The sequence below is a fragment of the Candidatus Tisiphia endosymbiont of Micropterix aruncella genome, from assembly GCF_965178575.1.
GTDB lineage: Bacteria > Pseudomonadota > Alphaproteobacteria > Rickettsiales > Rickettsiaceae > Tisiphia.
In genome coordinates, this window is the sequence record NZ_OZ238268.1 from 1,610,065 (window position 1) to 1,623,538 (window position 13,474).

11 protein-coding genes are annotated in these 13,474 nt (G+C 32.6%); 5 read left to right on the top strand and 6 right to left on the bottom strand.

Annotated elements, in window-relative coordinates; genetic code table 11:
• Positions 1-116: 116 nt before the first annotated feature.
• From ACN1AG_RS07810 to ACN1AG_RS07835, 6 genes are all read right to left on the bottom strand, one after another.
• Positions 117-1,871, bottom strand: a complete 1,755-nt coding sequence (locus ACN1AG_RS07810) for a PHA/PHB synthase family protein (protein WP_417904959.1) — start codon at positions 1,869-1,871, stop codon at positions 117-119.
• Positions 1,872-2,205: 334 nt separating this feature from the next.
• Positions 2,206-3,696: a UbiD family decarboxylase gene (locus tag ACN1AG_RS07815; protein ID WP_417904960.1), complete on the bottom strand. Its 1,491-nt coding sequence runs from the start codon at positions 3,694-3,696 to the stop codon at positions 2,206-2,208.
• On the bottom strand, positions 3,693-4,775 hold the full coding sequence (locus ACN1AG_RS07820; RefSeq protein ID WP_367363676.1) for an LptF/LptG family permease: 1,083 nt from the start codon (positions 4,773-4,775) through the stop codon (positions 3,693-3,695). Before ACN1AG_RS07820 ends, ACN1AG_RS07815 begins: the two co-directional genes overlap by 4 nt.
• A 224-nt stretch (positions 4,776-4,999) precedes the next feature.
• Complete coding sequence (tgt, locus tag ACN1AG_RS07825) at positions 5,000-6,085, bottom strand: tRNA guanosine(34) transglycosylase Tgt (RefSeq protein ID WP_367363675.1); 1,086 nt, start codon at positions 6,083-6,085, stop codon at positions 5,000-5,002.
• 2 nt (positions 6,086-6,087) lie between these two features.
• Positions 6,088-7,272, bottom strand: a complete 1,185-nt coding sequence (locus ACN1AG_RS07830; protein ID WP_417904961.1) for an acetyl-CoA C-acetyltransferase — start codon at positions 7,270-7,272, stop codon at positions 6,088-6,090.
• 159 nt (positions 7,273-7,431) lie between these two features.
• Positions 7,432-8,418, bottom strand: coding sequence for an alpha/beta fold hydrolase (locus tag ACN1AG_RS07835; protein ID WP_417904962.1), 987 nt, complete (start codon positions 8,416-8,418; stop codon positions 7,432-7,434).
• 171 nt (positions 8,419-8,589) lie between these two features.
• Here ACN1AG_RS07835 and ACN1AG_RS07840 point away from each other — a divergent pair, with 171 nt between their 5' ends.
• From ACN1AG_RS07840 to ACN1AG_RS07860, 5 genes are all read left to right on the top strand, one after another.
• A complete protein-coding gene (locus ACN1AG_RS07840) occupies positions 8,590-10,089 on the top strand; it encodes an Npt1/Npt2 family nucleotide transporter (RefSeq protein ID WP_417904963.1) in 1,500 nt (499 codons plus the stop codon).
• Positions 10,090-10,289: 200 nt separating this feature from the next.
• Positions 10,290-10,541 (top strand): CopG family antitoxin, encoded by a 252-nt coding sequence (locus tag ACN1AG_RS07845; RefSeq protein ID WP_367363673.1) that lies wholly within the window; start codon positions 10,290-10,292, stop codon positions 10,539-10,541.
• 17 nt (positions 10,542-10,558) lie between these two features.
• Positions 10,559-10,831: a hypothetical protein gene (locus tag ACN1AG_RS07850; protein WP_417904964.1), complete on the top strand. Its 273-nt coding sequence runs from the start codon at positions 10,559-10,561 to the stop codon at positions 10,829-10,831.
• A 324-nt stretch (positions 10,832-11,155) separates the two neighbouring features.
• Entirely contained in the window at positions 11,156-12,667 is a 1,512-nt protein-coding gene (locus ACN1AG_RS07855) for a leucyl aminopeptidase (RefSeq protein WP_417904965.1), read from the top strand.
• The gene (locus ACN1AG_RS07860; RefSeq protein WP_341757636.1) at positions 12,657-13,466 is read left to right on the top strand and encodes a division plane positioning ATPase MipZ; all 810 of its coding nucleotides are present in this window, start codon (positions 12,657-12,659) and stop codon (positions 13,464-13,466) included. Before ACN1AG_RS07855 ends, ACN1AG_RS07860 begins: the two co-directional genes overlap by 11 nt.
• Positions 13,467-13,474 lie beyond the last annotated feature (8 nt).

Genomic DNA, 13,474 nt, shown 5'->3' on the forward strand with positions numbered 1-13,474 from the left:
ATAAATTATGCCCTAACGGTACGTATAAAACATATTATACGAATAACTATAAAGAATAAGCAAAAATAACTCAACTTAAATTTAAATATTATATAATGGACTGAAAAAATTAGGGGTTATATTCTTTTATGAGCATATTTGCCGGGGGCAAGTTCGATGGATTTTAAACTATCATAATCTAGCGATTTTATTAACTCACCACTATTATCTTCTAACCAAGTAAGCCAGTAAGGCCACCATGATCCTTGATGTTCGTCAGCATTAATAAACCATGATTCACTAGTAAAGGTTAAGTCTTTATTAGTTTTATAATTATATTTAGACATTGCAGGAGGATTAACCACACCTGCAACATGTCCAGAACTTGTAAGACAAAAGGTTTTGTTACCTTTTAATAGTTTTAATCCTTCATACACCGATTGCCACGGAGCTATATGATCCTCATTTGCAGCAAGGAAAAAAGAGTTACAGTCAATCTTGCTCAAATCAATTGGCGTACCAAATAATGATAAGTTACTCGATTCTTTCAATAAATTATTTAGATACATATTACGTAAGTAATAGCTATACATATTAGTTGGTAAATTCGTTGGATCAGCATTCCAATATAATAAGTCAAATGGCATTGGAGTTTGACCAAGCAGATAGTTATTAACAAAAAACGACCATACTAAATCATTAGCTCTTAGCAAACTAAAGCTATTCGACAAATAACGACCATCAAAATATCCTTTAGAATTCATTTCTTGTTCGATCATAGCAATCGATGATTCATTGACAAAAATACTTACTTCCCCGGGATTTTTAAAGTCTAAAAGGGTAGTAATAAAGCTGACACTATTAATATAATTTAAATTATTTGCCTTCAGATAAGCAATGGCAGTCGCAAGAAAAGTTCCACCAATACAATAACCCATAGCATTAATATGGTTATATCCAGACTGCATTATATATTCACAAGCTTCTAAAACTCCTTCTTTTAAATAGTCCTCAAAACTTTTATCAGCTAGAGTTTCATCGGGATTAACCCAAGAGACCATATATACTTGAAAATTATGTTCGACAAGAAATGCGACCATTGAATTATGTTCAGATAGATCAAGTATATAGTATTTATTAATACAGGGTGGAATTATAAGTAATGGTATCGACCGTGTTTTTTGCTTAGGTTCATAACATATTAACTGTATTAATTGATTCTGAAAAACAATTTTTCCTTTAGTAGTAGCTATATTTTTGCCAAGTAAAAAAGCATTATTATCGGTAGTTTTTATATTTAATATATCACTCGAATTTCTTATATCTGCAAGAAAGTTCTCTAAGCCTTGAACAAGATTCTGACCACCTGTTTCCAAAATTTTACTAAGAACTATCGGGTTGCCAAAAGCAAAATTTGACGGAGAGAAGGCATTAATAAATTGCTGCGTCATAAATGCCAAATGCTGTTTAAGGTCAGGTGCTAGTTCATATTGTTCGATATTATCCTGTAACCATTCTGAAGACATTAAATAGAACTGCTTAACAAAATCAAAATACGCATTATCCTGCCAAGCTAAATCCTTAAACCTTCTATCTTTACTATTTGGTGAAAAAAGAGGGGTAGTTGATTTTCCTACAAATTTCTCTACTGAATTTATGACAAGATCCTGAAATTTCTCAACATACTGAATATTTAGTTGCCAAAATTTTTCAGGATTTTTTATAAATTGTTCACTTAAGCTTGATAAAATAACTCTATTTTTATCCATATCAATAAGAGATGCAGGGATCAGATTCCCCCTACCCTGCATAAGACAAAGTATTATCTCTTGGTATTTATCACTAACTTCTTTTATATTTTTGATTATTTCATCACTAGAAATATTATCCATTATATCCAATTCCAATTCTTCAAATCATTTAAGTAACCTCAAATATCGATGTAAGACATCGGTTTAATAGCCTAGGGTGACATCCCTGCCCCTTCGGATGTCACCCCTGCGTAGGCAGGGGTCTAAAAATGTTTTAATAAGCTTTTGGCTATTTTTTTAGATCCCAGCTTTCGCTGGGATGACCTAATGGCAAGTAGGGGTGACATCACCCACAATAGGGATGATTACTTGAGCCTAGTACTAACTTGCTAAGTATAATATATACTATAAATTTCTAACACTAAGTGTTTTAAGAAAAAATTATTTAATAAGTCAATATTGGCTTATCAATATTTCAAGTTTTTGCGGATATACCAAGCATATCCCAAATTTTGTCAATCTTTTCAACAACTTCACTAGTCATTTCTATTTTCTTACCCCAAACTCTATTAGTTTCTGGGGCTATTTTATTAGTTGCATCTATTCCCATTTTACTACCAAGGCTAGACACAGGTGAGGCAAAATCAAGATAATCTATTGGTGAATTATCGATAAAAGTAGTATCCCTAGAAGGATCTACCCTAGTCGATATGGCCCAAACCACTTCTTTCCAGTCACGAATATCTATATCATCATCTACCACAATAATAAATTTTGTATACATGAATTGTCTTAAAAATGACCAAATCCCCATCATTATTCTTTTTGCATGACCTGCATAAGCTTTGCGAATAGATACCACAGCAACTCTGTAAGAACAGCCTTCAGGTGGCAACCAAAAATCAACGATCTCTGGAAATTGCTGTTGAATTATCGGAATAAACATTGCATTTAATGCTTCACCAAGTATAGATGGCTCATCTGGGGCTTTACCAGTATAAGTACTTAAATATATGGGTTGCTTTTTCATGGTAATAGTCTTAACATTAAACACTGGAAAATATTCAACATCATTATAGTAACCTGTATGATCGCCAAATGGTCCTTCTGGTAGATACTCCTCAAAACTTACATGCCCTTCAATAACAATTTCACTATGAGCTGGCACTTTCATATCTATACTGACACAATTTACTAGTTCAATTGACTTACCTCTTAATAATCCAGCAAAATTATACTCAGACATATTATCGGGTAGCGGCATAACAGCAGCCATAGTTACAGCAGGACTTGTCCCAATAACCACTGCAGCAGGGAAAGGATCAATCTTTGCTGATTGCCAACGCTTATGTTGCTGAGCTCCACCTCGCATTTTAAGCCAGCGCATAATAAGTTTGTTACGCTCTACTACCTGCATTCGGTATATACCAAGGTTAAAATTATCTATTTTTTCTAAGCTAGGTCCTTTTGTAACAACTATTGACCAAGTAAGTAGTGGCGAAATATCAAGAGGCCAGCAGGTTTGTATCGGCAATATATTAACATCAGGATCATTAATTATCACTTCTTGACAAGGAGCTTTTGACAAAATCTTGGGCGACATAGCCAATATTCTTTTGGCGAGTGGCCACATAGCAAAGGTTTCTTTAAAGGAAGAAGGTAGTTCTGGGGCTTTAAGAAAAGCTAGCAATTCACCAAATTTCTTCAACTCTTCTGTATTCTTTAAACCAAGTCCCAAGGCGATCCGCCGCGTGCTGGCATATAAATTAGTTAAAACTGGCATATCAGACTTAGTCCCATCATCTCTAATAACATTTTCAAACAAAAGAGCAGGACCATCTTTTATTAAAACTCTTCTACTGATTTCTGTTATTTCAAGGTTAGATGATACAGGATAAGATATACGATTTAGGAGACCATTTTGCTCTAAAATTTTTAGAAATTGTGGTAAATCTTGAAAACTCATATAATTTTACGAAAATATAAATACAGGCTTAAAATAATAGCGATAATAATGTTAGCATAACAAGCAAAGATAAAATTTAAATCTTTAGAAGCAAGATTTTGTAATACAAAGTGTAAATATGTAATAATTATTGCAGAAAGTGCCGTAATTAAAATCTGCCTTAGACTAGATTTTTTATTATAAGCCTGTCTTAAAAAAACCGACAATGTTAGAAAAACAAGTACAAAATTATACATTGGCCAAATCAACCTTTGATGTCCCTCAGCAACTAATTTAATCTTCCTCTGCTTCGATAGATTATTGTTGGGTTTTAATAATTCATGAATATAATATTCATTGATTTCTCGACTATACTCTTCCTTTTCCAATCTTTTAGCATCATTACTGACTAATTCTACTGTTAGAACATCAAATGATAAATTAGTTAAATTACCATTATAGTCATATACCTGCCTAACTCCATCTTTTAACTGAAAAAATGAAGAGTTGTTGTGTATTTTAAATATCCCATATCTAGAAAATAAAATTGCATGATTATCATGTTTACGATTATCAAAAAGGATTAAATCTTTCATTGTACCATCAGCCAATCTTTTATCAAAATAAACCGTGATATCTTTAGAAATTGTATTAAATGTCTTCTCATTTAGTAGAGTGGATGCATAATTATTTTTCATGAAATTAAGATCTGATTTAAGCTTTGCATAAGATAATGGCAATAAACTAGTCGAAATATAATAAGCAAATAACGTAACTGCCAAGGCTACAATCAATGCTGGACTAGCTAGTTGTATATTACTTAATCCCAAATTTTGCAGAATAATTATCTGACGCCTCTCACTTAAAGCATTATAAGTATAAATAATAGTGATAATAGTTGCAAAAGGTAACAAAATAAATAACAAAGATGGAATAACTAAAATAATTAAATTTAAGAAATCCTGAGCTTTTATTCCTTTATCAATTAAGTGTAAAAACTTTAATATCTGAGTAATCCATACAAGGCTAGTGATCGAGAAAATAATTATCACCAAGGATGGTACAATATTTCTTATTATATAACGTTTATATATTAACATTCTGTAATCAATCTATTGTCTTTCAAATATAACTATTTGGCTATTTTAACCTAAGTTTGATGTAATAAATTAATAGTATAATCATCCCCATTAGGGGTGATGTCACCCTAGGCTATTAAACCGATGTCTTACATCAATATTTGAGGTTATTTTATACTATTTATTATTTACAGCTATTAATTAATATTTTCTGATAAAGATATACTTAAAATTATCTCTTATAACTAATTTTCAAAATCAAAGTCTTTCCCTTGTTCAATATATTGTCTTATTCTTGACATTAATTCTTGGAAATACACCAAATTATGCCACGTCATAAGTACCGCCCCTAGAATCTCTTTTACCTTTACCAAATGATGTAAGTAAGCTTTATTATAATTTTTACATGCTGGGCATGGACAATCATATTCTAGAGGTTCATGATCGCTACTATACTTACTATTGCGAATATTTACTATACCATATTTGGTAAAAGCTTGACCATTCCGGCCTGAACGGGTTGGAATAACGCAATCAAACATATCTATTCCTCTTGCAACCGCACCAATAATATCAGCTGGTTTACCAACCCCCATAAGATATCTTGGCTTATATTTAGGTAACAAATCCGGAGCATAGTCTAACACATTGAACATTAGTTCTTGCCCCTCACCTACTGCTAAACCTCCGATAGCATACCCTTCAAAATCTAATTCTACCAAATTCTGTGCTGACTGAACACGTAACTCCTGATATATACTCCCCTGTACAATACCAAATTGACCATAACCTTCTCTTTGAACGAAGGCTTTTCTTGACCTCTCTCCCCATCTAGATGTCAATTCCATAGATGATTTTGCTTGCTCAAATGTTGCAGGATATGGAGTACATTCATCAAACGCCATAGTAATAGTGCTATCAAGAAGATATTGTATCTCAGTTGCACGTTCTGGAGTTAACATATGCTTACTACCATCAATATGAGAGTTAAAAATTACACCCTCTTCGGTAATTTTACGTAATTTCGATAGGGACATGACCTGAAAACCACCTGAGTCAGTAAGTACAGGCTTTGACCAGTTCATGAATTTACGCAAGCCCCCAAGCTTGGCAATTCTTTCAGCAGTTGGTTGCAGCATTAAGTGATAAGTATTACCAAGTACTATATCAGCTCCGGTAGACTCCACCGCTTCGGGTAACATGGCTTTTACCGTACCTTTCGTACCGACTGGCATAAAAGCTGGGGTACGTATCTGACCGTGCCTAGTAGTGATAACACCAGTTCTTGCTTTTTTATGTTGAAACTTTAAGTCAAATGAAAATTTTTGCACTATTAATTTACCTTTTCAATACACATAGCTATCCCCATCCCCCCACCTATACAAAGTGTTGCTAGCCCTTTTTTCGCGTTAATTTTTTGCATTTGATGAATTAATGTTACTAAGATTCTTGCCCCACTTGCTCCTATTGGATGACCAAGAGCAATAGCCCCTCCGTTCATATTAACTTTATTAATATCCCAATTCATATGTTGATTTACATAAATAGCTTGAACGGCAAAAGCTTCATTAGCTTCTATTATGTCTAGATCTTCTACTTTCCAACCAGCTTTATCCAAAGCCTTCTTCGATGCTGGTACTGGACCTGTTCCCATAATATTTGGATCTACCCCTACTTCAGCATATGATACAATTCTAACAAGAGGTTTTAGATTATATCTCTTTAATGATTCTTCAGATACTACCATTAAACAAGCTGCTCCATCATTAATAGAAGAAGCATTACCAGCTGTTACAGTACCTTCTTTGTCAAAAGCTGGACGTAGTTTAGCTAGAACTTCTAATTTAATATCAGCTCTAATTCCCTCATCTTGATCAAACAACAATGTAACTTTTTGCATCTTAACCTCTACTGGTAAGATCTCGTCTTTAAAACGGCCTTCTGCTTGTGCTTCACGTGCTTTTTGGTGTGATCTTAGTGCAAAATCATCTTGCATTTCTCTAGTAATATTAAATCTTTTAGATATATTCTCGGCGGTAATTCCCATTAAATTATTAGAAAATACATCGGTCAAACCGTCATACTGCATCAAATCTACCATTTGTGTGCTACCTAACTTCTGGCCAGCACGAATATACGATCCATGTAAACCCAAAGACATATTTTCTTGCCCGCCAGCTATCACAATCTCATTATCACCTGCAATAATGCTACTTGCCGCTAAACATACCGTTTTTAACCCAGATCCACATACTTTATTAACTGTGAAGCCTGTAACTTCTTTAGGTAATCCAGCTTGGATTAGAGCTTGCCTAGCAGGATTTTGTCCTACGCCACCAGTGATTACCTGCCCCATTATTACTTCATTAATAATGGCTGGATCTAGTTTACTATCTTTTAAAATTGATTCTATAATGATAGCTGCAAGTTTTGTTGCTGGGATTGATCCTAGACGTCCTAGCAGAGATCCTACTGCTGTTCTTTTTGCATGAGTTATATAAACTGCCTTTTTACTCATCGAATATACTCCACATTCTATGATTTTAATAAGTTGGTAGACGATAGTATAACTTCAAGAAGAGCTAGGCATTACCAAGTCGAGGGACTAGGCGTACATACTAGTACGTAAGTACCGTTAGAATCTTGGATAATGACGACGCAATTTTTAAAGTTCTACCTAATTATACTCCTTAAATAAGATATCTAAATTGCTATTAATCAAATAGCTAATATGACCACCTGCTACTTCAAAGATCATAGATTCTCTAAATAATTTGTGTAAAGATAAAATGGATGATTTTGGTACTATTTTGTCGTTACTTGCAATTATTTGATATACTGGTTTATTTATTAATGTCGGATCAATGGTGATATTATTAACTTTCCATTGAAGTTTTGCAAGCATATTATTGCCTACTACATCATCCATAATTTGTATATATGTATTTCTAGACAAAGCAGTTCCAGACATCAACCAATTTTCTACTCTAAAAGATAAATCTCTTATTTTTGGTACAGTTATGGTAAAAAATTTATCAAGTTTTGTACTGAAATAATTTGGCATTAATAGGAAAAAAAGAATCTGAATATGTAGTTCAGGAATCATTGGCAAATTTCGTACATAATAATCTAGACCAAGATATTGGTATATATTCCTTGCTGTAGCAAAATGGGAAAAATCCCAAGGTGTTGAAAGTAATGTTAATGTTCTTATCATGTTTGGTACTATTATAGTGGCTGCCATTCCTATAATACCACCAATGCAGTGTCCCACTAAGTCTATTTGATAATTTTTTTGTCTTAAATTGCTAATAATTTCAACTACCCTCTTTACGTAGTCTTCTAACAAATAATCAGCTTCATCAACTTCAAACCAATCAACTAGAAACACCTCACCACAATGTCTCAAATTATCAACAAAGCTTTTTGATTTAGCTAAGAAGAGAATTTCCGGGGAGTTAAAGATCGAAGGAATAACCAAAAATGTTCTTTTATTACTAATAATGCAATCTTGCGATACCAGTGTTTTATAATATAAAATTTGATAATATTTTGTTTTAGTTATTTTTTTACCCAAGGAACAATACTTATTACCCAATAGATATTTGGATGAATAATCACTATATTGATCAAAATATTTTTGATATTTGTCATTGTCCAACATATTTTTTTATACACTAATAATTACTAGGACCAATTTAAATATCTTGACATAGGGAGGCTAATAATATATAAGTTCCTAACTTTCTTTGGTTTTCATAATAGCCTTAAGCCATTATAGAAAAACTCTTGAACATGTCCTCAAGTTTTTTTTTTGTCTTAGGGAATCCTTATTATGACTAGTATACAGTCAAACTTATTTAAAAGCAAATTCAGAACTATATTTTGGCCTATCCATAATCATGAACTTGGAAAATTCATACCTATGTGCGGTCTGATGTTTTGCGTCCTATTCAATCAAAACATATTAAGAATTTTAAAAGATAGTATTTTAATTTCAGAGATTAGTGCTGAAGTAGTAAGTTTTACTAAAGTTTATTGTGTAACACCTGCAGCAGCTTTATTCGTTATAATCTATGCTAAGATGCTTAATCATTTTAGTTTTGAAAAGATTTTTTGCTATTTAATCACTTTTTTTGTTGGATTCTTCATTCTTTTTGCTTTCATTATTTATCCAAATGTCGACATTTTCCATATTAGTCCAAATTCGCTAGAACAAATTATGGGGACTTATCCTCATCTTAAATGGTATATAGCTTTAATTGGTAATTGGAGTTATGTGATTTTCTATACATTATCTGAACTTTGGCCAAATATCTTTTATGTTTTACTTTTTTGGCAGTTTGCTAATGAACTCACTACAACAGAAGAAGCAAAAAGGTTTTACACGCTTTTTTCATTATTTGGCAATTCTTCTTTAATATTTGTGGGCTTTTTGATGATGAACTTATCATCTGAGAACACTATTGCTAAATATTTCTTAACCGTATCGGACAACAAAACTACACTTATAAAAATATCAACAAGTCTCGTGGTAGTTTCTGCTGTTATATCATGTTTACTTGTAAAATTTATTACCAAAAATGTTTTTACAAATCCAACATTTTACGCAAATGCTAAAGGTGGTAGATCCACTAAAGAGGGAATGGGTTTAATTGAAAGTTTTAAATATATCACAAGATCAAAATATTTATGGTTAATGCTAATTTGCTCTGCTGCCTTTGGTTTATCAATGAATTTAGTAGAAGCAGTATGGAAAGCAAAAATTAAGGAATTATACCCCACTGTTAATACTTATGCCGAATTCAATAGTCTTTACATTCTTTGGACTGGAGTTGCTATTATGGTAATGACTATAATAGGCAATAATATAATGCGTAGTCATGGCTGGTTTGTTGCTGCAGTAATTCCACCAATTGTCATGATGATTACTGGTATATTGTTTTTTATCTTAATCGTATTTGACCACCAAGTATTATCCATATTTGATAGTGCTATTCTCATGACACCATTAGCTCTTGCGGTGTCAATTGGTGCTTTACAAAACATTCTAGTGAAGGGTAGTAAATATTCAATTTGGGATACCTCAAGAGAAATGTTATATATTCCTCTTGACCAAGAACTAAAGACAAAAGGTAAGGCAGCTGTAGACGTCATTAGCTCAAAGGTTGGTAAATCTTCGAGCGGTTTAATACAGTCAATTATTTTCACATTAATACCAACAGCTACTTTTAGCTCTATATCACCATTTTTAATGGTGGTATTTACCATTGTTTGTATTGTATGGATTCACTCGGTAAGAAAAATATACTTTGAGTATAAGAAAATTGCCTAGCCTACTCACTATGCACTACTATTCGCTTATCCCTGCCCCTTCGAATGTCACCCCTGCGTAAACAGGGGTCTAAAAAAATAGCATAATATAAACTTTTCAAGAAGCATAACATTATTTGATCTCTTTCCAAATAATAAAAACATAATGTATTGACATAGTATGTACTATTTATTACTATATTAAATAAAATATATGAAACTATGAGCTACAAATTAGATAAATATGAGCAGGATATAGAGATTAATTTTGAAAAACAACCTAGTATTAAAAATCAAAATGATCTTAAACTATTGCAAAATGCAGCTAAAACACACCTAAAGAGAAAGTATCCTATTACTATAAGAGTAGCGGAGCAGGATATTGAAGCTATAAAAATTAAGGCTTCAAAACTTGGGTTAGCATATCAAACATATATTAATATGTTAATTCATAAAGAAGCCACAAAATTGTAGCTGTTAGGTAATTTAAGTTGATTAAATTTAGATATAATTATGAAAAGAATGCAAAATTGTTGCTTGAAAGAGGAATAGGTTTTGAAGAAATAATTCAAGCTATAGCAGATGGGAAGCTATTAGATATAACTAAACATCATAATCAGGAACAATATCCTGATCAGCAAATTCTATATGTAAGGATACTAACTGAAATATATGCTGTACCTTATATAAAAGAAGATGATAAAACTATTTTCCTAAAAACACTATTTCCAAGTAGAAAAGCAAGAAAGAAATTTTTAGGTTAAGGGTTATAGATAAAATTATATTCAGACAAAATTAGGCTCTTATAACATGTTTTTTAAGATATAAGCACCTAAATCTAATTATTTAGACATATTTTTATAATAAATATTATAAAAATAACGAGCGTTTTTACAGGGTAATTTAACACAAAAAAATAATTGAAATTAATCACTTTTCTACTTGTGGGAGAGAATTTTGGAATATAATATTTCAAAGACTTAAAGAATTACTTTATTAATTAGTGGGTTTTTTATATACTTCCATTATTCAGATTATTACGCTTACAAAAAGAATATATAAAATTAGCCTTTCAAAAATAGGAATTTATGCTCAATAACATTAACTTTATAAGTAAAGAATTATCAAATAATCAAGCAACTGTAGTTTTTATTAACGAACAACTGAAATTAGACAATGAGTTATTGCTACTTGACCAACAACATCATGGTTTAATTTCTAAAACTATTCAGAATAAATTAGTATTTGCTGGAAAATTTGGACAAATTAAAATTGTTAATTCTATCGGTAAGGATGGAGAAATAAGATATTTAATTATAGTTGGCATTGGTGATGAAACAAAACTAAAGACCTCTTGTATTGAGGAGATCGGGGGAAAAATTTTATCCAGTAGTACTTGCTGTAAAATTAGAACTATTGGTATAAAAATCTCTCATAATATTGGACAATATGAGCCGGCTGTTGTGGCGATGCTTATAGCTAGCGGCTGTTTGCTTGCTTCCTATACATTTGATAAATACAAAACTAAACAAAGCGAAATAGAAAAATTCGTCGTAGAATCTCTTGAAATTTCTACAAGCAACGACTCTAAGGCAGAAGAATTATTTAATGAGAAGAGATTATTAGCCAAAGCGGTATTTTTTGCTAGAGATATAATGAATGAACCAGCCAATATCAAAACTCCTTTATCTTACTCGGAAAAGATATTAGAGCATCTTGAACCATTAGGAGTCGAAATTACCATTATCGGTGAAAGAGAAATGAAAAACCTTGGTATGGGAGCTTTGCTTGGCGTTGGACAAGGTTCACAGAATGAATCTAAACTGGTAGTAATGCAGTATAACGGTTTGGATGATGATACTCCTCCCGTAGCTTTTGTTGGTAAAGGAGTTACTTTTGATAGTGGTGGCATTTCACTTAAACCAGCAGCAAATATGGGAGACATGAAATATGATATGGCTGGCTCAGCAGCAGTAGTTGGAGCAATCATGGCTTTGGCTAGCCGCACAGCAAAAGTTAATGTTGTTGGCGTAGTCGGTCTTGTAGAAAACATGCCTTCAGGTAATGCTCAAAGACCAGGAGATGTGGTAACCACTATGTCCAAACAAACAGTAGTGGTGGATAATACTGATGCAGAAGGCAGGTTAGTCTTGGCTGATGCAATTTGGTATACTCAAGAAAAGTTCAAACCTCAATGTGTAATCGATCTTGCTACCCTTACCGGAGCTATTGTTATAGCTCTTGGCAAAACTTATGCTGGTTGTTTTGCCAATAATGATGAGCTAGCTGATAAACTAATAAATGTTGGTAATAAAGTTAATGAGAAATTATGGCGGATGCCTCTACATAAAGATTTTGATGAAATGATTAAATCTGATATTGCCGATCTTGTAAACATCAGTACTCCGCCTGGAACAGCTAGCAGCTGTACAGCAGCTCAATTCATAGGAAATTTTATAAAGGAAGGTGTAGCTTGGGCTCATCTTGATATTGCTGGTGTTGCCTATAATAAAACAGGTAATCCTCTTGGCCCTAAAGGAGCAGTAGGTTACGGCGTAAGGCTTCTTAACCAATTTATCCAAGACAGTTATGAAAAATAATCAACCAAATCGCATATTTGTAGTTGGTAATGAAAAAGGTGGAGCTGGTAAAACTACCTGCTCCATGCATCTTATTACTGCCTTACTTTATAATGGTCATACGGTAGCTAGTATTGATACTGATTCACGTCAGGGTTCTTTAACAAATTATTTAAAGAATAGGGATGACTATAATCTAAAAAATCCGGGTAAAACGGTTGCCATTCCTCAGCATGTTCATTTAACTGAAAGTCAAGAACAAGTCATTGACCTTAAAGAAGAGGACGAGAAAACTAGGTTTGAACAAATATTTGAACAGGCAAAAAAAGCAGATTATGTAGTAATCGATACACCAGGAAGCTACTCTTTCTTATCAAGGCTAGCTCACTCTTATGCTGATACTATAATTACACCAATTAATGACAGTTTCCTTGATTTTGATGTACTAGGTAAAGTTAATGCTAACAATTTGTCAATTATTACCCCATCAATCTATAGCCAAATGGTTTGGGAACAAAAAATGCAGAAGGCTAACCGTAATGGCGAAACAATTAATTGGATTGTAATGCGTAATAGATTAAGCAACTTGGATGCAGTAAACAAAAGGAATGTTGCTACTTCTCTTGAACAATTAGCAAAAAGAATTAGCTTTAAAATTGCCCCAGGCTTTAGTGAAAGAGTAATTTTTCGGGAATTATTTTTACAAGGATTAACATTACTCGACTTAACAACAGCTAATCATGGCAAAACACTTAGTATATCTCACGTAGCTGCTCGACAAGAATTACGAAATTTCTTAAACTTTCTTGAAATTATTTGAGAGTATAA

Coding starts and splice junctions, on each gene's coding strand:
- ACN1AG_RS07820 (WP_367363676.1), bottom strand. CDS start 4,775: ATGTTAATATATAAACGTTATATAATAAGAAATATTGTACCATCCTTG.
- ACN1AG_RS07855 (WP_417904965.1), top strand. CDS start 11,156: ATGCTCAATAACATTAACTTTATAAGTAAAGAATTATCAAATAATCAA.
- ACN1AG_RS07845 (WP_367363673.1), top strand. CDS start 10,290: ATGAGCTACAAATTAGATAAATATGAGCAGGATATAGAGATTAATTTT.
- ACN1AG_RS07860 (WP_341757636.1), top strand. CDS start 12,657: ATGAAAAATAATCAACCAAATCGCATATTTGTAGTTGGTAATGAAAAA.
- ACN1AG_RS07815 (WP_417904960.1), bottom strand. CDS start 3,696: ATGAGTTTTCAAGATTTACCACAATTTCTAAAAATTTTAGAGCAAAAT.
- ACN1AG_RS07840 (WP_417904963.1), top strand. CDS start 8,590: ATGACTAGTATACAGTCAAACTTATTTAAAAGCAAATTCAGAACTATA.
- ACN1AG_RS07810 (WP_417904959.1), bottom strand. CDS start 1,871: ATGGATAATATTTCTAGTGATGAAATAATCAAAAATATAAAAGAAGTT.
- ACN1AG_RS07835 (WP_417904962.1), bottom strand. CDS start 8,418: ATGTTGGACAATGACAAATATCAAAAATATTTTGATCAATATAGTGAT.
- ACN1AG_RS07830 (WP_417904961.1), bottom strand. CDS start 7,272: ATGAGTAAAAAGGCAGTTTATATAACTCATGCAAAAAGAACAGCAGTA.